Origin of the sequence: Massilia sp. UYP11, assembly GCF_050434805.1 — a bacterium.
Taxonomy (GTDB): domain Bacteria; phylum Pseudomonadota; class Gammaproteobacteria; order Burkholderiales; family Burkholderiaceae_D; genus Telluria.
Genome location: NZ_JBNDJE010000009.1, coordinates 43511 through 64716, shown reverse-complemented (window position 1 = coordinate 64716; position 21206 = coordinate 43511). Strand labels below are relative to the sequence as shown.

19 protein-coding genes are annotated in these 21206 nt (G+C 68.9%); 3 read left to right on the top strand and 16 right to left on the bottom strand.

The window, feature by feature from the left end; genetic code table 11:
• Nucleotides 1-7: 7 nt before the first annotated feature.
• Entirely contained in the window at nt 8-1165 is a 1158-nt protein-coding gene (locus ABIB38_RS14260) for a pyridoxal phosphate-dependent aminotransferase (protein ID WP_429204797.1), read from the top strand.
• Nucleotides 1166-1168: 3 nt separating this feature from the next.
• Here the strand turns inward: ABIB38_RS14260 and ABIB38_RS14255 are convergent, their stop codons facing one another.
• The 16 genes from ABIB38_RS14255 to ABIB38_RS14180 all read right to left on the bottom strand — a co-directional run bounded on the left by ABIB38_RS14255 (nt 1169) and on the right by ABIB38_RS14180 (nt 15835).
• Complete coding sequence (locus ABIB38_RS14255; protein ID WP_429204795.1) at nt 1169-1645, bottom strand: hypothetical protein; 477 nt, start codon at nt 1643-1645, stop codon at nt 1169-1171.
• A 131-nt stretch (nt 1646-1776) separates the two neighbouring features.
• The gene (locus ABIB38_RS14250) at nt 1777-3108 is read right to left on the bottom strand and encodes a hemolysin family protein (RefSeq protein WP_429204793.1); all 1332 of its coding nucleotides are present in this window, start codon (nt 3106-3108) and stop codon (nt 1777-1779) included.
• A 176-nt stretch (nt 3109-3284) separates the two neighbouring features.
• Nucleotides 3285-3641, bottom strand: coding sequence for a translation initiation factor Sui1 (locus tag ABIB38_RS14245; RefSeq protein ID WP_429204792.1), 357 nt, complete (start codon nt 3639-3641; stop codon nt 3285-3287).
• Nucleotides 3631-3828, bottom strand: a complete 198-nt coding sequence (locus ABIB38_RS14240) for a hypothetical protein (protein ID WP_429204790.1) — start codon at nt 3826-3828, stop codon at nt 3631-3633. Before ABIB38_RS14240 ends, ABIB38_RS14245 begins: the two co-directional genes overlap by 11 nt.
• 12 nt (nt 3829-3840) lie before the next feature.
• A complete protein-coding gene (locus ABIB38_RS14235) occupies nt 3841-4095 on the bottom strand; it encodes a hypothetical protein (protein WP_429204788.1) in 255 nt (84 codons plus the stop codon).
• Between the two features lie 57 nt (nt 4096-4152).
• Entirely contained in the window at nt 4153-5541 is a 1389-nt protein-coding gene (locus ABIB38_RS14230; RefSeq protein ID WP_429204786.1) for a TonB C-terminal domain-containing protein, read from the bottom strand.
• 127 nt (nt 5542-5668) lie between these two features.
• The gene (locus ABIB38_RS14225) at nt 5669-6700 is read right to left on the bottom strand and encodes a tetratricopeptide repeat protein (protein WP_429204785.1); all 1032 of its coding nucleotides are present in this window, start codon (nt 6698-6700) and stop codon (nt 5669-5671) included.
• Nucleotides 6697-7587: an ExeA family protein gene (locus tag ABIB38_RS14220; RefSeq protein ID WP_429204783.1), complete on the bottom strand. Its 891-nt coding sequence runs from the start codon at nt 7585-7587 to the stop codon at nt 6697-6699. The genes ABIB38_RS14225 and ABIB38_RS14220 overlap by 4 nt, the downstream gene beginning before the upstream one ends.
• Nucleotides 7587-9389 (bottom strand): pilus (MSHA type) biogenesis protein MshL, encoded by a 1803-nt coding sequence (gene mshL / locus ABIB38_RS14215; RefSeq protein ID WP_429204782.1) that lies wholly within the window; start codon nt 9387-9389, stop codon nt 7587-7589. Before mshL ends, ABIB38_RS14220 begins: the two co-directional genes overlap by 1 nt.
• Before the next feature lie 11 nt (nt 9390-9400).
• Nucleotides 9401-9748, bottom strand: a complete 348-nt coding sequence (locus tag ABIB38_RS14210) for a hypothetical protein (RefSeq protein ID WP_429204781.1) — start codon at nt 9746-9748, stop codon at nt 9401-9403.
• Entirely contained in the window at nt 9745-10437 is a 693-nt protein-coding gene (gene gspM, locus ABIB38_RS14205; RefSeq protein WP_429204780.1) for a type II secretion system protein GspM, read from the bottom strand. The genes ABIB38_RS14210 and gspM overlap by 4 nt, the downstream gene beginning before the upstream one ends.
• Complete coding sequence (locus ABIB38_RS14200) at nt 10434-11081, bottom strand: hypothetical protein (RefSeq protein ID WP_429204779.1); 648 nt, start codon at nt 11079-11081, stop codon at nt 10434-10436. Before ABIB38_RS14200 ends, gspM begins: the two co-directional genes overlap by 4 nt.
• Nucleotides 11078-12010: an agglutinin biogenesis protein MshI gene (locus ABIB38_RS14195; RefSeq protein ID WP_429204777.1), complete on the bottom strand. Its 933-nt coding sequence runs from the start codon at nt 12008-12010 to the stop codon at nt 11078-11080. Before ABIB38_RS14195 ends, ABIB38_RS14200 begins: the two co-directional genes overlap by 4 nt.
• 213 nt (nt 12011-12223) lie before the next feature.
• Nucleotides 12224-12685 (bottom strand): type II secretion system protein, encoded by a 462-nt coding sequence (locus ABIB38_RS14190; RefSeq protein ID WP_429204775.1) that lies wholly within the window; start codon nt 12683-12685, stop codon nt 12224-12226.
• 197 nt (nt 12686-12882) lie between these two features.
• Nucleotides 12883-14115 (bottom strand): type II secretion system F family protein, encoded by a 1233-nt coding sequence (locus ABIB38_RS14185; RefSeq protein ID WP_429204774.1) that lies wholly within the window; start codon nt 14113-14115, stop codon nt 12883-12885.
• A gap of 16 nt (nt 14116-14131) precedes the next feature.
• A complete protein-coding gene (locus tag ABIB38_RS14180; RefSeq protein ID WP_429204773.1) occupies nt 14132-15835 on the bottom strand; it encodes a GspE/PulE family protein in 1704 nt (567 codons plus the stop codon).
• A gap of 312 nt (nt 15836-16147) precedes the next feature.
• Between ABIB38_RS14180 and ABIB38_RS14175 the strand changes: the two genes are divergently transcribed.
• Both ABIB38_RS14175 and ABIB38_RS14170 read left to right on the top strand, forming a co-directional pair.
• Nucleotides 16148-20263 (top strand): response regulator, encoded by a 4116-nt coding sequence (locus ABIB38_RS14175; protein WP_429204771.1) that lies wholly within the window; start codon nt 16148-16150, stop codon nt 20261-20263.
• Nucleotides 20260-21165, top strand: coding sequence for a diguanylate cyclase domain-containing protein (locus ABIB38_RS14170; RefSeq protein WP_429204770.1), 906 nt, complete (start codon nt 20260-20262; stop codon nt 21163-21165). The genes ABIB38_RS14175 and ABIB38_RS14170 overlap by 4 nt, the downstream gene beginning before the upstream one ends.
• The last annotated feature ends 41 nt before the right edge of the window (nt 21166-21206 follow it).

Below are 21206 nucleotides of genomic sequence, written 5' to 3'. Positions count from 1 at the left end.
CTACGTCATGAGCCTTCCTCCCTTGGTTTCCCGCCTGCCCCAAGTGGGCACCACCGTATTCACCCGGATGTCGCAGCTGGCGCTCGAGCATGACGCCGTCAACCTCGGCCAGGGCTTCCCCGACTTCGCCTGCGACCCGAAGCTGGTCGACCTGGTGGCCGGGGCGATGCGCGCCGGCCATAACCAGTACGCGCCCATGACCGGCATGCCGGTGCTGCGCCGGGCGATCGCCGCCAAGATCGAGGCGACCTATGGCCGCCGCTACGACCCCGACACCGAAATCACCATCACGGTCGGCGCCAGCCAGGCGATCCACACGGCGATCCTCGCCGTCGTGCATCCGGGCGACGAAGTGATCGTCATCGAGCCGGCCTACGACTGCTACGCGCCGGCCATCGCACTGGCCGGCGGCGTGGTGGTGCCGGTGGCGATGCGCTTTAACGACGCCGGCTTCGGCGTGCCATGGGAACAGGTGGCTGCCGCGGTCACGCCGCGCACGCGCATGATCGTGGTGAACACGCCGCACAACCCGACCGGGACCATCCTGCGCCAGGCCGACCTCGACGCGCTGGCGGCGGTCGTCGACGGCACGTCGATCCTGGTGCTGTCCGACGAGGTCTACGAGCACATGGTGTACGACGGCGCGCCGCATGCGTCGGCGTCGCGCCACCCGGTGCTGGCCGAACGCGCCTTCGTGGTGTCGAGCTTCGGCAAGGCCTTCCACGTCACCGGCTGGAAGATCGGCCACGTGGCGGCGCCTGCCGCCTTGATGACCGAATTTCGCAAGGTCCACCAGTACAACGTGTTCTGCGTCACGGCGCCGATGCAGCATGCGATCGCGGCCTACCTGGAAGACCCGGCGCCATGGCGCGACCTGCCCGCCTTCTACCAGGCCAAGCGCGACCTGTTCCGCGCAGGCCTTTCCGGCTCGCGCTTTACCCTGCTGCCGTCGGATGGGACGTATTTCCAGTGCGTGCGCTATGACGCCGTCTCCGACCTGCCCGAGGCCGATTTCGCAAGCTGGCTCACCACCGAGATCAAGGTGGCGGCGATTCCGGTATCGGCCTTCTACAGCCAGCCGAAGGAATCGCGGGTGGTGCGGTTCTGCTTCGCGAAGAAGGACGAGACGCTGCAACTGGCCCTGGAGCGCCTCGGCCGCCTGTAAGCGTCAGCGGCCGCGCTGCGGCCTGGTGGCCAGCGCCACGATCGCCGCGCCGGCGGCCACGATCAGCGCGTCCTCGATCAAGCCGCTCCTGGTCTGGCCGATGCGCGCCATCGCCCGCTTGCGGCCGGCCAGGGTCAGGTAGGCCAGCGGCACGGCGGTGGCCACCGCGGCCGCGGCCCCCGCCTTTTCCCTGCCCTTGGGCGCCAGCGCCGCGCCGGCGATCCCGGCGCTCATCACGCGCGCCAGCAGGCCCGGAAAGACGGTGCGGTCGGGCGCGCTCTTCATCTTGTCGCCGAGCAGCTCGCCGACGCCCATCGCCAGCGCGCCGTATTTGAAGGCCGGACGGTCGAGCAGGAACAGTTCGCCGGAGGTGCCGCGGCCGGCCAGGCGCGCGGTGGCGATGGTGGCCATGGGCGTCATCGAACGCGCGCTGGCGACGGCGCCGATCAGGATTGAAGAAAGCAGGCTGCGCAAGGACATGGATGGGGCTCCTGTAGGTGGATGGCGGCGCGCCTCCACGTGCGCGCCGGACCAGCCCAGCCTACCAAAGCGCGCGAACTATCGACGCACGGCTCAGCCGTGACGGCGGCGCCGGCACGCCATCCGCCCGGCTAGTCGGTCAGCGAACTCAGCGCCGACGCCGAGCTGTCCGCGCGCTCCAGACGCTTGACCAGCAACTGGTCGATCCGGTAGTGGTCGACGTCGACCACCTCGAAGCGCATGCCCTCGTACTCGACGCTGTCGGTCGGCTTGGGCACCTTGCGCAGCATGTACATCATGAAGCCGGCTGCCGTTTCATAGCGATCTTCCTCCGGCAGCGACTGCAGGTCGAGCACGCGCTTCATGTCGGCCACCGGCGTGCTGCCGTCGATCAGCCACGAGCCGTCGTCGCGCTGCAAGGTCTGCTGGTCGGCCTCGAGCGGACTGCCCCAGCGGCCCATGACGGTGACCATGATGTCGCTCAGCGTGATCACGCCGACCACGAACGCGTATTCGTTGATGACGAGCGCGAAGGTTTCCTTGCTCGAGCGGAAGCGGTCGAGCATCTCGGACAGGGTCAGGCTGTCCGGGATGATCAGGACCGTGCGGATGGTCAGTTCGCTCAGCTGGAACTTGGCCTGCTTGCTCAGCAGGCGCACCAGGATGTCGCGCGTGTCGACATAGCCGACCACGCGGTCGATCACGCCGTCGCACACCGGGAACTTCGACAGCGAATGGTTGGCGATCTTCTGGCGGATGCTTTCTTCGGGCTCGGTCAGGTCGAAGAACACCACGTTCTCGCGGGTCGTCATGGTCGACGTGACCGTGCGCGACTCGAGCTCGAACACGTTCTCGATGAAGTGCTGCTCCTGCTTCTGCAACACGCCGGCCTGGGCGCCGGCTTCGACCACGGCCGAGATCTCATCAAAGGTGATGCGGTCTTCGCGCGTCATGTCGACCCCGAACAGGCGGAACAGCATATTGGCAATCTTGTTCAGCGCCCAAGAGAATGGCCTGAACAGGCGGATCACGAACAGCACGGGACGGATCACGGCCATCGCCGTCACCTCGGGCGCGATCAGCGCCAGGCGCTTGGGCATCAGGTCTGAGAACAGCACGAACAGGGTCGTGACGAACACGAAAGAGAGGGCAAAGGCCACGTTGTCGCGGCCCGGGCCGCTGTAGAACAGCGACAGCCATTCCAGGAAAAACGGCCGCAAGGCGCCCTCGCCCAGGATGCCGCCGAGGATGGCGATGGCGTTCAGCCCCAGTTGCGAGGCGGCGAAGAAGTCGGCCGACTGCGCCTGCAGCGCCATGACCTTGCGGGCGCGCTCGTCGCCCGCCTCGGCCAGCAGCTTCAGCTTGATCTTGCGTGCACCGGCGAGCGCGATCTCGGTCAGCGACAGGAAGCCGGCCGCCAGCACCAGCAGCGCCAGCAGCGCCAAATGTTCGAACAGATTCATGGGACACCCGGGGTTTATTTTTAGGTCGCTTAGACCGGGGCAATACGCGTCGCCTCGTCCACCGTGCACGGAGCGAGGCGCGCTGGCTGCGTCCGCAACCAGCAATCATGTCACTTTAGCACATGGCCGCCTTCCTGGCTGCCCTTTCGCGGTGCACGGGTCGCGCCCTGCGGCGTTCAGCCGCCAGCCCGTTTCGGCGCGTGGCCCAGTCTGGCCAGCGTGTCCATCACCAGGTCGCAATGGTCGCCCTGCACTTCGATCACGCCATCCTTGACGGTGCCGCCCGCACCGCACGCCGTGCGCAGCTGCTTGCCCAGGAGCGCCAGCGCGACCGGATCGAGCGCCGCGCCTTTGACCAGCGTCACCGTCTTGCCGCCCCGCCCCTTCGACTGGCGCGATACCCGCACCACGCCGTCGCCGACGCTCTTCGCGCCGGCCGCGCAGGCGCAGGCCGCGACCGGCTGGCGGCATTCGGGGCACATGCGCCCGCTTTCGGTGGAATAGACGAGGCCACCGTTCGAACTACGTTTCATCTTCCGCTCCGCCATGTCTGGTCGTCGTTTCCCGGACCTTCACGCCGCGCCGGGCCAGGCTCTCGCGCAGCAGGAATTCGATCTGCGCGTTCACGCTGCGCAGGTCGCGCGCCGCGAGGCGCTGCAGCTCCTCCCACAGGGCTGGATCAATCCGCAGGGGGAACGCTTTTTTTCCCGGGCTTGCCATGCTGTTTCGCCGCTAGTTATACAGGGTGCCGGTGTTGACGATCGGCTGGGTTTCCTTGTCCGAGCACAGCACGACGAGCAGATTGCTGACCATCGCCGCCTTGCGCTCGCCATCGAGCGCGACGATGATGGCCTCGGCCTGCTGGCGGCGCAGCACGACCTGGGCGATCCCGGCGCCGGCCACCAGGCAGCCATTGGCCGACGAGAACGCCGACTCGCGGCGCGTATGGGCTGCATTCAGGGTAAATCTCCCACAGGTCGGCGGCATCAAAGTGATATCACGTTAGGATCACTCGGTGTTCTTGTCAAGAAACTTCGATGACACTTACTGCAAGCGCACGGCGACGTCGAACAGCCAGGTGCGACGGATCTCGACCACGTCGTACTGGCGCGCCAGCGCCGGCGGGAATGGGCCGTAGGGCGCCTGGCTCGCGATGATCCTGCGGATGCCGTCATCGATCGCCGCCACCCCGCTCGAGGTCTCGAAGGTGATCTTTTCCACCGAACCGTCGGCGCGCACCGCCACCGTCACGACCGGCTGGACATGCGGCTGCTTCACCGCGTCGCGCAGCATGTCGAGCGTCCCGTTCAACTCGATCTTGCGGCCCATGGCTTGCGCATACAGGACCAGGTCCTGATTGGGGTCGGCGCGACCGAACAGCCAGCCGCGGCGCTGGCCACTGACCGTGGGCTGCGGCATGCCCGGCACACCCGGCGCACCGACCGCGGGGTCGCGCCCGGCGCCCTCACGGGCGAGTTGCTCGGCGATCGCGCGCAGCCGTTCGGCGCGCGGCGCCAGTTGCGCGGGCGGGCCCCGGTCGGTCGGCCCCTGTTGCACCGCCGCCTGGCTGGCCTGCGCCTGGCTTGCCCGTTCGCGTTCGCGCTGCGCTTGTTCCAGCCTTGCCTGCTCCTGACGGGCGTGTTCCTGGCGGGCCTGCTCCTGCCGCGCCAACTCCTGCCGCGCCAGCTCCCGCTGGATTGCCTCCTCGCGCCGCGCCGCTGCTTCTTGGTCCTGCCGCTCCTGCCGCTCCTGCCGCTCCTGCTGCTCCTGCTGCTCCTGCTGCTCCTGCTGCAAGGCAGCGAGACGGTCGGCTTCGAGACGCGCCGCCGCGGCCCGCTCCTCCTCCTGCTGCCGGGCCAGCGCATCGAGCCTGGCCTGCTCCTGCCGCGCCTCCGCCACCTCGCGCTCGCGCGCCTCTGCCACCGCGCGCGCGCGCGCCTCCTCCCGTCGCTGCGCCGCGATCCGCCCGGCCTCCACGCGCGCGCTCGCCTCGCGTTCGGCCTGCGCCCGTGCGAGCGCGATCAGCTCGACCTCGCGCGCCTGCTGCGCAGCCTGCCGATCGGGCGCGGATTCGGGCTGGGATTCAAGCTCGGATTCGGGCTCGGGCGCGACTTCGGCCCTGGCGACGGCATCGCTCCGGGATACGGCCGGGGCGGCGGCCCTGGCTGGCGCCTGCATGGGCGCGTCGACTCGCGGGACAACGGCGGCCGGCCTGGGCGGGGCGGGAGCGGATGCGGCGGCAGATACGGGCGAGGATGCGGATGCGGGCGCCGCCGCGGCGGGTATGGCGGGCGTCAGCACGATCTGCAGGTCGCTCGCCGCCAGGCGCCGTTCTTCCCACGGGAAGCGCAGGCCCGACAGCCCGAAGACATCGCCCTGCATGGGAATGCTCAATAACAGCACGTGAAGCAGCACGGACAGCGCTAACGCCATGCGCATGCGCCATGGCGCCGCTAAGGGGACGGACTGCGTCGATGTGGCCACGTGTGTTGTGCGAAAAGATGCCGGGGATGAAACGAACCCGGCGATGCTATCACAACAACAGGAATTGCCGGCCGCGCTAGCGCTCGAGCTGTCCCAGGCGGCGCTCGACGAAGGCCGTCAGTTCGGCGGGCGCCAGCGTCCCGCTGGCAAGCGCCTGCCGGAACGCCGCCACCGCCTCGGCATCGCGCTTCTCGGCCTGCAGCGAGATGCCCAGGCCCATCCACCATACGCCGTTGCCCGGCGCGGTGCGCAGCGCGGCCTGGTAGTGCCCGGCCGCTTCGCGATGACGGCCTTCGCGCTGCAGCACGCCGGCCAGGAAGGCGTGGTATTCGCCATTGCCTGCCGCATGCGGCAGGGTGCGCATCAGGGTGTCGAGCGCCGGACCGCCCCGCTCCAGTTGCAGGCGCGCCAGCAGCATCGCCAGCGACGGCTGGCGCGCGTCGAGGGCGAGCGCCGCGTGCAGCTGGCGCATCGCTTCTTCCGGCCGTCCGGCCTCGATCAGCAGACCCACCAGGGTTTGCCGCGACGGCTCATGGCGCGGATCGATCGTCAAGGCGGCCTGCAGGGTCGCGACGGCCTCGGTGACGCGGCCATCCTCCAGCGCCAGCAGGGCGCGCCGGTAGGCGTTCTCGGTGCGCTGCGCCGCCGTCTCGCTGTGGCCGCCCACGGCGGCGCTCGCCGTCGGCGGGCGTGGCGCGGGTGCGACCCGGGCGCCCCCCCGCGCGGCGTCCTTGCGCGGCGCCGATGGGGCCGGCGCGGGCTCGGGTTCCAGCTCCGGTTCGGGCTCCGGCTCCGGCTCCGGCGGCGGCGGCGGCGGTGCAACATCGACCACCGGCACCGGCGCGGCCACCGGCAGCGCGAGCGCTACCGGCTGCGCAGGCGCCGCTACCGCCGCAACCTGCGGCGCCGGCGGCTCGCCCATCGCGCGCCAGCCGATCAATCCGGCCGCGGCGACGGCGATCAGCGCCCCACCCGCCAGCGCGCCGCGCAGCCACGGCGCGCGCGCTTCGCGCGGCGGCGCCAGGCGCACGTCGGCGGGCAACGGCGCGGCGCCGGGCTGGCCGGCGCGCGCGTCGAGGTCCTGCAGCATCTTGTTAATCAGGCTCATGGCGCCAGCGTCCATGCCAGGGCCGCCGCCGCGCCGGCGACGAGCGCGCCCCCGGCAAGCCAGGTCCGGATCGTGCGCGTCACGCCCACCGTGTCGCGCGCGGCGATGGCCACGTGGCTGCCGGCCACCTGCTGCTTGCCCTGCCCGTAGCTGAGCATCAGCGCCTTGTGCGCCATGATGTTGACCAGGCGCGGCACGCCGCCGCTCGCCTTGTACAGGCCGCGGATCGCGGCGCCCGTGAACAGGCGCGCGCCGCCGAAGCCGGCCACGCGCAGGCGGTGCGCCACGTAGAAATCGAGGTCGTCGCGGCTCAGGGGGCCGAGGTGATAATGAAAGGTGATGCGCTGGGCCAACTGGCGGATCGCGTCGAGTTCGAGCTTGCGGTTCAGCTCCGGCTGGCCGAACAGCACGATCTGCAGCAACTTGCGCTTCTCGGTCTCGAGATTGGTCAAGAGGCGCAGCGCTTCCAGGCTTTCGACCGGGATCGCCTGCGCCTCGTCGAGACACAGCACCACACGCAAGTCCTGGCCGGCCAGCTCGAGCAGGCGCAGATTGATCGCCTTGAGCAACTGGTGCTGATCGACGTCGCGCGCGAGCGGGATCGCCAGTTCGTCGGCCAGCGCCAGCATCAGCGTGCGCGGCTCCAGATAGGGATTCGGGATGTAGGCGGTGACGAAGCCCTCGCCCAGCGTGGCCATGAACTTGCGGCACAGCAGCGTCTTGCCGGTGCCGACTTCGCCGGTGATCTTGATGAAGCCTTCGCCGCCGCGCGTGGCCACCAGCAGCGTATTCAGCGCTTCCTGCGAGCGCGGGCTGCCGAAGAAGAAGCTGGTGTCGGGCGTGATCCCGAACGGCAGCTCGCGCAGGCCGAAGTGCGTCGCGTACATCAGTCCGCGCCCAGGGTGCGACCGCGGCTGCGCGGGTCGAGCTGTTCGATGCGGCGGCCGGCGTCGAGCATGTCCTGGCTCCAGTCGCTCGCCCCTTCGACGATGGTCGGCTTGATCAGCACCACCAGCTCGCGCTTCTGGCTCATGCGGTTCTTGTTGCGGAACAGCTGGCCCAGCAGCGGGATCCTGTCGGCGCCCGGCAGCTGGTCGGTGTCGCCGCTCGCGGCCTGGCGCATCAGGCCGCCGATCGCGACCACCTGGCCGTCGCGACCGCGCACGATGCTGTCCAGCTCCGAGGTGCTCGACGCCGCCAGCGGCAGGCGCAGGGTGCCGCCCGAACCCAGGTCGACGTCCTTGTTGACGGTCGTGACCTGGCTCACCGACGGGTGAACATGCAGCAGAATATTCCCTTTGTCGTCGATCTGCGGCGTCACGTCCAGCACCACGCCCGAGAAGAACGGCTGCACCGTGACGCTCGGGCTGACGATGGTGGTGTTGTTGCTGGTGCTGATGTTGTTGGTGATGCCGGTGACGAAGAATTCATCGGTGCCGATCTTGAGCACGGCCTTCTGGTTGTTGACCGCCGCGATGCGGGGGCTGGACAGCACGTGCACGCTGCCCTGCGACTCCAGGAAGGTGATCAGGGCCGCGAAATTATTGGTCTGGAAGGCGAAGCCGAACAGCGAGCCGGCCGCGTTGGCCGCGTTCGACAGCGAGAAGCCGGTGCTGGCCGACAGGCCCGAGCCGTTGTTGATCGGGGCCGGCTGGCCGCCGTCGAACGGCAGCGGCGCCAGGTTCGCGCCGGGCGAGATCATGCCGCTCGAGACGCGGTTCGCGGTGCCGCCGCGGAACGAGGCGAACGAGGCCCAGTTGATGCCGCTCTGGTAGCTGTCGGAGAGCTCCACCTCGAGGATCTTCGCTTCAAGGATCACCTGGCGGTCCACCGACAGCTGGGTCGCCTTCAGGTAGGCGTCGACATTGCGCAGTTCGTCGGGCATGGCGCGGATCACCAGCACGCCGGACTGCGGGCTGACCACCACGCTGCGCCCGCCCTCGAGCGTGCCGACGATGGCGGCGATCGATTCCTTCAGGTCCTTCCAGAAGTCGTTGTCGGAGCTGGTCTGGACGTCGGTGCTGTTGAGCTGGCGCTGGCCATTCTGGCCGTTGCCGTCCTGGCCGTTCTGGCCGTTCTGGCCGTTCTGCCCGCCCCCGTTGCCGAGGCCCTGGCCCATCGCGCCGTTGTTGCCGTTGTTGTTACCGGCGTCGGCCACCGAGGTCGACGACACGCGCAGGTTCGACATGCCGCGTCGCTGGGCGGTCAGGTAGTTCACGTGGAACATGCGGGTCTGCATCGTCAGCGGACGGATGCTGATGCGCGCGCCCTCGATCCGGTAGTCGTAGCCGTACATGTCGCGCACGGCTTCGAGCGTCTCGACCAGGGTCACGTCCTTCAGGTTGGCGCTGATGTTGCCGCTCACGTCCGGGTGCACCAGCATGTTGTAGCGGGTGCCGGCCACGATCGAGCGGAAGAACTGCTGCGCCGGCACGTTGTTGAAGGCGACGTTGAAGCGCTCTTCGAGCGCCGGCCGCGCCTTCGGCAACTGGCTGGCCAGGGCCGCGGCCGGCGGCAGCAGCGCATTGGCCACCGCATCGTCGACCGCCGGCCGCGACGCCGGCTGGCTGCTGGCCTTGGCCATCTCCTGGGCGATGGCGTCGTAGGTGGCGTTCGGCGGCGCGCTCTGGCAAGCGCCCAGCAACAGCGCCGCCGCCAGCGCGCAGGGAGTCGCGAAAAGCTTGGTCATGGATTGCCTCGTCATTTGGCGGCGGCTGTCATGCCCGGCAGCGGCGCGTCCATGCGCAGCACCTGGCGCTCGGCGCCGCGCACCAGCACGACCTCGTTGGCGCTGACGCGCGCCACACGCGCGCCCTTGAAGGTCTCGCCCGGACGCACCGTCTCGCCGTCGATCACGGCCACGTGACGGCCGCCCGCATGGCGCGCGATCAGCACCGATTGCAGGCGCGGCCCATCGTCGCCGGCGTTGGCCTCGGGCGCGATCCGGTCCATCCCCGGCGGTGGACGGGTCGGATCGAGCAGCGTCTGCGCGCCGGCGGGGTGGGACAGCGCCAGGCAAGCCAGCGCGCTCAGGAACAGGTTTTTCACAGCTTCATCCATTGTCGGTCCAGGCTCAGGGTGTGCAGGGTGAGCGTCAGGCGCGCGGCGGGATACGCCTCCACGTCGAGCTGCGCGCGGCCCCAGAACATCCGGGTCGGCATCGCATCGAGTGCGCTCATGTAGTCGACCATGTCGAGATAATTACCGCGCACCGTGACTTCGATGCCGTGGCGGTACAGCAAGGGGGCGGGGGCCGGCGCCGACGTTGGCGCCGACGTTGGCGATGACCTCGCCGGCCCCGCCAGCGGCTCGACCGGCAAGGTGCGCATCGACACCAGCTTCAGGCGCCCGTTGGCGCGCAGGATGCCGTCGACCAGTGGGCCCATGCGCTCGGGCGGCACCAGGCCGTGCTCGATGGCCAGCAGCTGGTCGCCGAGCTGGCCCACCTCCTGGCGCAGCGCATTCAGGCGCGTGCGCGCCGGCGCGTCGGGGTCGAGCTGGAAGGCTTGCACGCGGCCCGTGATGGCGTCGTCGATGGCGGCCATGTCGGCGCGCTGCTGGGCGATCTGGCTGCGCAGCGCCTCGCGCGCCGCGTCCATCGGCGAGAGCACCAGCGCGTGGCCGAGGATGGCCAGCAGCGCGCACGCCGCCAGGCACACCAGGGCGCGTTCGCGCAGCGACAGCGCGTCGATGCGCGCACGCAGCTGAAGGATGCGCTCCTTGATTTGCCCGCTCATGGAACAGGTTCCTCGACAAGCGATTGCAGGCTGAATTCGATATAGGGCGCCGGGCGCGTGGCCGGCTTGCCCTCGGCATCCTGCACCTGCAGCGGCGCGGCCTCGCCGATCTGCAGGCTGGCGAACGACTTGCCCTGCATCAGCGGCTCATGGGTCAGGCGATTGAGGTAGCCCGGCACCATGGCCGGATCGACCGTGCGGCCCTTGATGCCGATCTGCGCGCCGCCGGCGCCGATCGTCACGCCGGTCAGCCACAGGCCCTGCGCGCTCTGGCGCGCCAGCGCCTCGAAGTAGCCGGCGAAGCCGCCCGCGGCTCCCAGCTCGCCGCGCGACAGCGCGCCGGTGATGTGGCGCATGGCGGCCAGCCGGCTGCTCGCCTCGGCGGTCTGCGCTTCCAGCGTCGCATCCTTCTGGCGCGGGGTGAATTCGCGGTTGGCCGACGCCAGGCGCGCCTGGCGCAGTTCGAGCTGGGCCGCGCCGCTGTCGGCCTGCCGCCGGAGTTCCGTCGTTTCCATCTGGCCAATGACGGCGAGGATGGCGACGCCGGCGAGCACGGCGCCGACCGCCAGCGCGATGGTGGCGCTCGACAGCGCCTGCTTCTGCGGCTGGAACGCTGGATTGAACAGGTTGATCTGCTGCTTCATGCGCCCTCGCCTTCGCGCAGCGCGGCGCCGATCGCAAGAAAGAAGCGCTGCTGCTGCGCCCGGTCCGCCAGCTCGGGCGTGCGCGACAGGTCGAACAGCGTGGCCAGGTCGAGCGTCTCGACCGGCGTGTACAGGTTGCTCGACAGGTATTCGTCCAGGCCAGTGACGGCCGACGGGCCGAGCACCAGCTTGGCGACGCTGATGAAGGAATACTGGCGCTCGAAATGGTCGAGCGAGCGTTGCAGCTCCAGGGTGATCTTGTCGAAGCTCTGGTGCTTGCGCTCGTGGTCCGCCTCGAGCAGCTGGTCCAGGGTCACGTCGAAGCGCCGCGACAGATACAGCTCGCCGCGATACGACACCGTGAGCAGGCCGCCGTCGTCGCCGAACGACAGCATGGCGACGCCGCGCCCTTCCGGCTCCAGCATGGCCGACACGTTGCGCTGGGCCATTTCGGGGATGTCGATAGCATGCAGGTCGACTTTCGCGTCGAGGAACATCTTCTGGCGCGGCTGGATCACGGTGTTGCGGGCGGCGACCGCGAAAATCGATTGCTGGGCGCGTGAACTGGCGTCCAGCGGGATGTCGAGCACGTCGATGGTCGCCTCGAGCGCCGGGAAATCGAGGATATCCTTCAGGCGCCAGCGCATGGCCGTCTTCATTTCATCTCGCGGCACGTTCGGCGCTTCGACGTTGAGAATCTGGTATTCGCCGCCGGCCAGCAGCGTGACGACGTGGCGCGATGCGACTTGACCCTCGCGCGCCACCTTGTCCAATGCGTCAACGCCAGGGTGGCCAGGGAAGAACTGCATCACGCCGAGAGCCGGCCTCGCATTCGCGTGGCAGTCGACTGTGACGGCCGCCACCCCATCTCGCAGCAAAGCAATGGCTAGCCAGCCATCCTTCTTTTTTGCTCTATTAAACAGGCGCATGCAGGCAGCTAAGGTAGTCGAGACGGTTGCCGGTGGCAGAACTCTCTTGATTATAGACAATGCTACGCGGAAAAATCGCAGAAACTCGCGAATCCTGCAATTGACCGATTCCAGCGTGGCATACGTACATCAGGATAGAAGGAGTTCGTTACCGGGTCGGTTGTCGCGATAAAAAAGCGCTGCCTGGGCAGCGCTTCGATGGTGCCCGATTCGTTATTCACATTTGAGGGGATTCGCCACCGTCACCACAGCGGCGCCGCCACTCTCTGGGGCCGTATAGACGACATTACACGTATCCGCGAGATCTGCAGGCAAGTTCTTAGGCACAACGCGCAAACCCTTGGTGCCGATGGGGGTTGTGGTGAACTCTTCGTCCACACCCGCCGCTCTCGCCATCGTCGCGGCGGTTGGATACCCGTGCTCCATCGCCACGACGTGTCCGCCTTCGACCGTGATCGAGCTGGCGTTATTGATCAGCCACTTGCCATGCAGCATGGCCGACGTCGACACCAGCGAGCCGCGCGCGGCCTGGACTGCAGCTGCGCGGGCATCGCCGCCCAGGCCCGCAAATTTCGGCAGCGCGGTCGCGGCCAGGATACCCAGGATGACGATCACGACGATCAGCTCGATCAGGGTGAAACCACTCTGCGCTTTCTTGTTAAAACTGCCTTTCATTATTTCTTCTCCATGACGATAATAGGACGAGTGGCCATGCTGCCTAGCGCTACACTGCTGCACGATTCTACCGTGAGAACTCGCAACTTTGATGTCTTGGCGGAAAACAGGTCGCCATATTGCAATGTTTCATTGATGAAATTTTAAGTTTCATCGGGCCCGTGCGTGCTTTTTACAACATGGCGCCCGGCCGGCGCTCATTTCGGATGCAGCGCGGCCTGCCCGAGGTCCCACATCGGCATGAAGATCCCCAGCGCCAGGATCAGCACCATCGCGCCGAGGAAGGTGATCAGGATCGGCTCGATCTGGCTCGACAAGGTCTTGAGTTCGTAGTCGACCTCGCGCTCGTACATCTGCCCGATCTCGTCCATCAGGTCGTCGATCGACCCGGTTTCTTCCCCAACCGCGATCATCTGCAGCACGATCGGCGTGAACACGTTCGCCGCGGTCGAGGTGCGCAGGATGCTCTCGCCGCGCTCGACGCCGTCGCGCATCTGCTCGATGCGCGAACTCAGGTAAGCATTGTCGGCGGTCTGCGAGACCACGGTCAGCGCATGCACGATCGGCACCCCGCTGCGCATCGACAGCGCGAAGCTGCGCGCGAAGCGCGCCATCGTGGCCTTGTGGATGATCTTGCCGGCGATCGGCAGGCGCAGCTTGCAGCGGTCCCAGTCCAGCCGCCCCTTCGCGGTGCGGGTCCAGGCGCGAAATCCGAACCAGGCCAGCGCCGCGCCGCCGGCGATCGCCGGCCACCAGGTGACCGTGAAGCTGGAGGTCGCCAGCAGGATGCGCGTCATCAGCGGCAATTCGGACCCGAACGATTTGAACACCGAGGCGAACTGCGGGATGACGAAGATGTTGACCACCACCATGGCGAGGACCATCGCGATCACCACGAAGCCCGGGTAGCGTAGCGCCGTCTTGACCCGCTCGCGCATGTCGCGATCGAACTCCAGGTGGTCGAACAGGCGCAGGAACACTTCTTCGAGGCGCCCGGTCATCTCGCCCACCTTCACCATCGCCAGGTAGAACGGCGAGAAGCATTGGGGGTGACGCATCATGGCCGCCGACAGCTCGCGCCCGGCGTCGAGCGACTCGCGCAAGTCCTTGATCACGCGCGCGAACGACTTGCTGATGGCCGACTCCTGCAACCCGGCCAGGCCGCGCATGATCGGCACGCCCGACTTGAGCAGGGTATGGATCTGGCGGCTGAACAGCTGCACGTCCATCGACGTGACCTTCTTCTCGAACAGGCGTTCGCGCCAGAGCAGGCCCTTGGCGCCGGCGCGCTTGCGGGTGGCGCTGATCTCGATCGGCGTGACGCCGCTGCCGAACAACTGGTCGGCCACGGCTCCGCTGTCCGCGCCCTCGAGCACGCCCGTTACCTGCTCGCCGCGTCCATTGCGGCCCTTGTAGGCGAAATATGGCATCGATCAGTCCCGGGCGTCAGTCGTCCATCTGGTTACTGACCCGCATCGCCTCGGCGATCGTCGAGCGCCCCTGCACCGCCAGGCTCACCGCGTGGCGGCGCAAGGTCTCGCCGCGCATCTCGCCCTGGGCGACCTTGAGGAAATGCCCCGGATCCGGGTGGTTGACGGCGTCGGTGACGGCGCGCGTCATCTCCAGCAATTCGTAGACGCCGGTGCGGCCGCGATAGCCGGTGCCGTTGCAGTGCGAGCAGCCCTTGCCGTGATAAAAGCGCGTGCTCGCGGCCTGCTCGCCCAGTTCGGCGCGCAGCCAGTCGATCTCGTTGGCGGCCGGCCGGTAGTCGACGGTGCAGCTCTCGCAGATCACGCGCACCAGGCGCTGGGCCAGCACGGCCTGCAGCGAGCCGCTCACCATATAACGCGGCACCCCCATGTCCATCAGGCGCAGCGGGGTCGAGGCGGCGTCATTGGTGTGCAGCGTCGACAGCACCAGGTGACCCGTCATCGCGGCGCGCAGGCCGATGGCGGCGGTTTCCTGGTCGCGCATCTCGCCGACCAGCACGATGTCCGGGTCTTGCCGCAGCGCCGAGCGCAGCACGCGCGCGAACGACAGCTCGATCTTGTCGTTGACCTGCACCTGGTTGATGCCCGCCAGCCGGTATTCGACCGGGTCCTCGACCGTAATAAGCTTTTTCTCGACCGAGTTCAGTTCGGACAAGGCGCTGTAGAGCGTCGTGGTCTTGCCGCTGCCGGTCGGCCCGGTCACCAGCACCAGGCCGTTCGGCCGGGCGACGATGGCGCGGAAGCGCTCGACCAGGCGCGCCGGCATGCCGATCGCATCCAGGCGCAAGTTGGCGCTGACCTGGTTCAGCAGACGCATCACCACCGATTCGCCGAACTGGGTCGGCATGGTCGAAATACGCACGTCGATGCGCTGGCTGCGCACCTTGACCGCGAAGCGGCCGTCCTGCGGCAGGCGTTTCTCGGAGATGTCGAGATCGGCCATCAGCTTGAGGCGCAACGCGAGCGGCGTGGCGACCTTGAGGTCGGCCTCGGTCTGCAGGTGCAGCACGCCGTCGATACGGAAACGGATCTGCAGCCGCCCCTCCTGCGGCTCGATGTGGATGTCGGATGCGCGCACCTGGGCCGCGTCGTCGAACACCGATTGCAGCAGCTTGACGATCGGCGCTTCCTCGAGCCCCGGATTGGCGGCCAGCGCACCGAAGTCGATCGACGCATCGCCCAGGTCGGCCTCGACCTCGCGCGCGAGACCCGTGATCTCGCCGGTGCGGCGGTAGATGCGGTCGATCGCGGCCAGCACCTCGGTCTCGTTGACCACCGCCAGCTCGACACCCTTCTTGATGAGGCGCGCGATCTCGTCGTAGGCGAACAGGTCGGTCGGGTCGGATACGCCGACCAGCATCGTTTCCTTGCGGTCTTCCAGCACCAGCGCGCGGAAACGCCGCGCCGCGGTCTCGGGCAGCAGGCGCACCAGCTCGGCGTTAATGTTGTAGAACTTCAGGTTCAGGTAAGGGATGTCGAGCTGGCGCGCCAGAGCGCCCGAAATCTGGTCTTCGGTGACGAAGCCGCTTTCGACGAACACGCGGCCGAGCTTGCGGCCGGTACGCTTCTGATCGGCGAGCGCCTGCTGGAGTTGCTCTTCGCTCAACAGTTTCTGCTGCATCAGCACTTCGCCGAGGCGGACTTTCTCTGGCCTTGCCATACCATCCCTTGGGTTAATTCCTGCAAAAGGGATTCTAATGCCTGAAGGCACAATAGTGATTATCAGCATCATGCGGGCGCGCAATTCTGTCTCGGTTTCGCCTCGTTGCCAGTATCTTCCACTCACCTTCCGGTAACAATCTCCCTTCGACTGACGCATCTGTGGCGTTCAATCCGGACCAGGTGGAAGGTCCGGCATGTTGCAGGGTGAATACGATGCACGATGGCAATTAAAACCGGTGCTATGCGGCATGGATGGGGCCAGCTAACATGCTGGCTGTGTCCGTTACCACGTTAAAACCAGGAGTCGTCCTTGCCGTTTGCCCGTCTTTCGCTGCCTTCGATCCGCGCCAAGCTGTACATCCTGGTGCTGGCGTGCGCGCTGCCGATCCTGGTCGGCTACGTCGCCCTGGCGCGCGACGCCGCCGTACGCGAGCGCAACCACGTTTCGCGTGACGCCCAGACCGTGGCCGAGGTACTGGCGGCGGCGGTCGATCGCGACATCGACAGCGGCGAGACCGCGGCCCGGGTCCTGGCCAATACGTCGATCATGACCCGGGGCGACATGGTCGCCATCCACGAGATGGCCAGGGGCCTGCTGCGGCCCGACTTCCCGGCCCAGGCCTTCGTCCTGAGCCTGCCGAACGGTATGCCGTTGATTAATACTCGCTATCCCATCGGCGTTTCGCTGCCGCGCACCGGCAACGAGGACGACATCCGGCGCGTGGCCGTGACCGGCAACACCGTGGCCTCCGGCCTGCACCGGCTGGACGACGGCGGCCAGTACGCGCTGTCGGTCGAAGTGCCGATCTGGCAGGAGGGCGAGGTGCGCTTCGTGCTGTCGGTGCACCTGCGTCCGCGCCGCATGGCCGAGCTGCTCGACAGCCAGCACCTGCCGGAAGGCTGGATCGCCGGCATCTACGACCGCCGCTTGTTGACCATCTCGCGCAGCGGCGACCGTGGCCAGCACCTGGGCCTGCCGATGGCGCCGGCGCTGGCCAAGGCCGTGGCAAGCGGCGGCGCCGGCACCGTCGAACTGCCGCAGGATGGCGGGGCGCGCGGCTACGCGGCCTTTGCCCGTTCCCCCGAACATGGCTGGGTGGTGACGATCCGCTATCCGTACCACGCGGCGCGCGAGCTGCTGGGGCAGTCGATGGCCAAGACGGTGGCCGCGATCGGCGGCATGCTGGCGATCAGCCTGGCCCTGGCCTGGGCCCTGGGCGGCTCGATCGCGCGCGCCGTGCAGGGACTGGCCGGCCCCGCCGAACAGCTGGGACGCGGCGCGCCGCTGGTCTTGCCGCTCTCGAACATCCGCGAGGTGGAGACGGTGGCGCGTGCGCTGCGCCGGGTGGACGCCGAGCTGCAGGAACACCGGCACGGCCTCGAGACGCTGGTGGCCGAACGCACGCAAGAGCTGGAGCGCTCCAAGGCGCAGCTGGAGACGGTATATGCCTCGATCCCCGTCGGCCTGTGCTTCATGGACCGCGAGCTGCGGGTGGTGATGGTCAACGACTACCTGGCCGACATCAACGGCCGCCCGGCGCGCGACCATGCGGGCCGCAGCCTGCCCGAGCTGCTGGGACCGATCGGGGAGGAATTCGAAACGAACTACCGGCGCGTGCTAGCCAGCGGCCGGCCGCTGGTCGAGATCGAGGCCGCCGGCGAGGCCCCGTCGGCGCCGGGCAGCACGCGTCACTGGATCTCGAGCTACTTCCCGGTCTATGGACCCGACCGCCGGCTGATGGGCGTGAATGTGGTGGTGCTCGACGTCACCGAGCGCAAGCTCCAGCAGCAGCGCGAGCGCGACCACCAGGAGATGTTCCGCGCCCTGTTCGAGGCCGCCGGTGACGCCCACCTGCTGCTGGCCTACGGCGCCGGCTACGTCAGCGCCAACCAGGCCGCGGCCGACCTGTTCGGCTTCGCCAACCCGGCTGCCCTGCTCGACGAGTCGCCGGCCAGTCTGTCGCCGCTGCTGCAGGCCGACGGCCGCGCGAGCGACGAGGTGGCGATGGAGCACATGCGGCGCACGCTGGACGAGGGCCGGGATGCCTTCGAGTGGCTGCACCTGCGCGCCGACGGCAGCGTGTTCCATGCCGACATCCTGCTGACCCGGGTCGACATCGGCGGCGTCGGCATGATGCAGGCGACGATCCGCGACATCAGCACCCGGGTCGCGGCCGAGGCGGCGCTGCGCGCGACCGGCGTCCAGCTCGAGGCGGCGCTGCGCCTGGCCGAACAGGCCAGCCGCGCCAAGAGCGAGTTCCTGGCGAACATGAGCCACGAGCTGCGCACGCCGATGAACGCCATCGTCGGCCTGGCGCGCCTGCTCGAGGAGGGCCAGCTGGGCCGGCGCGAACGCGGCTATGTGGCGCGCATGCGCACCGCTACCCGCTCGCTGCTGGGCATGCTGAGCGACCTGCTCGACTTCTCGCGCATCGAGGCCGGCCAGCTGAACCTCGAGCGCATCCCGCTGCGCCTCGACGAGATCCTGGCCAGCATCGCGGTGCTGCACGGCCCCGGCGCCTGGGCCAAGGGCGTCGAGCTGACGTTCGCGGTCGATCCCCACCTGCCGCCGCTGCTGGAAGGCGATCCGGTGCGGCTCGAACAGGTGCTGCTCAACCTGGTGGGCAACGCGGTCAAGTTCACCGAGCGGGGCGAGATCGTGCTGTCGATCGCGCCGCGCGGCGATGCCGACGGCCAGCTGCTCCTGGCGTTCGAGGTGCGCGACACCGGCATCGGCATCGCTCCCGAGGTGCAGGCCGGGATCTTCGAAGTGTTCTCGCAGGCCGACAGCTCGACCGTGCGCAAATATGGCGGCGCCGGCCTGGGACTGTCGATCGCGCGCCGCCTGGTGGAGCTGGCCGGCGGCGCCCTGCGCCTGGAGAGCGTGCCCGGCGACGGCGCCGCCTTCCGCTTCGAGCTGTCCTTCCCGGTGCTGGAAGCCGCGGCCGACGCGCCGGCCGGTCACGACGATGCCCTGCGCGTACTGGTCGCCGACGACAACGCCAGCGCGCGCGCCGCCCTGGCCGCGGCCTGCGCCGCCTTCGGCTGGCGCGTGGACACGGCGCCCGATGGCGCCGCCGCCCTCGATGCCTTGCGCGCTGAGCGCTATGAGTTCGCTTTCGTCGACAGCGCCATGCCCGGTCTGGACGGCCTGCCGTTGATCTCGGCCGTGCGCACGGCGCACGCGCATGTGCCGCGCTTTTGCCTGCTGGCGCCCGACCCCGACACCGAGCGCTATGCCGAGCTGGCCGATGGGCTGGAGAATGAGTCGGGCCTGGCGGCGGTGCTGGGCAAACCCTTTACCCGGGCCAGCCTGCGCGCGGCCGCGTGCCGGCTGCTGGGCGGCGCCGGGGCGGCGCTCGCGCTCCCCGCCAGCACGCCGCTGGCTGGCGCCCTGCGCGGCCTGCGCGTGCTGCTGGTCGAGGATAACCTGATCAACCAGGAAGTGGCGGGCTTCATCCTGGCCCATGCCGGCGCCACGCTCGAGATCGCGGCCAACGGCCGCGCCGCGCTGAGCATGCTGCAGGAAGACGCCGCCTTCGACGTGGTGCTGATGGACTTGCAGATGCCGGTGATGAACGGCTTCGAGGCGACCGCCGCGATGCGCGCCGCCGGGCTGGACCTGCCAATCGTCGCCATGACCGCGAATGCGATGGACGAGGACTGCCAGCGCTCCCTCGACGCCGGCATGCAGGCCCACCTGGCCAAGCCGATCGACGTCGACGCGCTGGTGGCGACCTTGTCGCGGGTCACCGGCCGCGCGCAGGGCGCGCCCGCCGCGGCAAGCGCGGCTGCGGGCGCCGCGTCCGCGCCGTGCGCGCCACTGCCGCACCTGCCCGGCATCGACCTGAAATCGACGCTGCCGCGCTTCGCCGGCAGCATCGAGCGCTTCTGCGAGGTGTTCGTACGCTTCGCCGAGGGCCAGGCCCACACCTTCGGCGAGCTGCGCGCGCACGTCGAGGCCGGCGAGCGCGGCGCCGCAGGCCAGCTGGCGCACCGGCTGCGCGGCGTGAGCGCCAATCTCGGCGCCACCGGCGCGGCCGAGGCGGCCCGCGCCCTCGAACAGGCGCTGCGCGATGCCGACGACGCCACGGTGCGCCTGCGCCTGGCGGACCTGGCGCGCGCGCTCGAGGCCGTGACGGCGACGGCGCGCGAGCTGGCGCCGCCCGCGGCCCGTGAACCGGCCCAGGAACTACCTGGCATGGACCAGGGCGCCACGCTGCACGATGCGCTGGCGTGCCTGCTTCACTTACTGGAGAATAACAATATGAGGGCGATCGCCGCCGAAGGCGCCTTGCGGCCGGCGCTGGCGCTTGACGCCGGGCAGCCGGCCGCGGCCGCGCTGGCCGACGCTGTCGCCACCCTGCGCTTCGGCGACGCGGCGCGCCAGGTGGCAGACCTCATGAAGCGAAAGGGAACCCCATGAGCTGGACCGAGATGGCGCTCAATGGCCGCATCCTGGTGGTCGACGACGCGATGGAAAACATCCAGATCCTGCATGCGGCGCTGCAGGAAGAGCAGGAAGTGCTGTTCGCGCTGGACGGCGCGCGTGCGCTCGCGCTGGCGCGCAGCCAGCACCCCGACCTGATCCTGGTCGACGCGATGATGCCCGACATGGACGGCTACGCCGTGTGCGCGGCCCTGCGCGCGGCGCCCGAGACGCGCGACATCCCGGTCATCTTCGTCACCGCGCTCAAGACGCCGGAGGACGAAACCCGCGCGCTGGAGGCGGGCGCGGCCGACTTCATCACCAAGCCGGTCAACGCGGCCGTGGTGCGCGCCCGCGTGCGCACCCAGCTGACCGTCAAGCGCCAGGCCGACGCCCTGCGCGCGCTGACCCTGACCGACCCGCTGACGGGCGTGGCCAACCGCCGCGCTTTTGATGAGCGGCTGGAAGCCGAATGGCGCCGCTGCGCGCGCGCCGGGCTGCCGGTGGCGCTGATCCTGGCCGACGTCGACCATTTCAAGGCCTATAACGACCACTACGGCCACCAGGCCGGCGACGCCTGCCTGGTGCAGGTGGCGGCGGCGCTGCGCCGCGGCGCCGGCCGCACCCACGACCTGGTCACGCGGTATGGCGGCGAGGAATTCGCCATTCTGCTGCCCCAGCTCGACGCGCTCGGCGCCGAGGGCGTGGCGCACCGCCTGCAGGCCGAACTGGCCCAGCTCGGCCTGCCGCATGCGGCCTCGCCCACGGCGCCGTACCTGACGATGAGCCTCGGGCTGTCGAGCCTGGTGCCGCGCGACGCGCAAGGGCCCAACATCCTGGTGGCCAGCGCCGACGCCCTGCTCTACCAGGCCAAGGCGGGCGCAATCAGTATCGGATGAGCGGCATCGGCGCACTCGGCAGCGCCGGCAGCGCCGGCGGC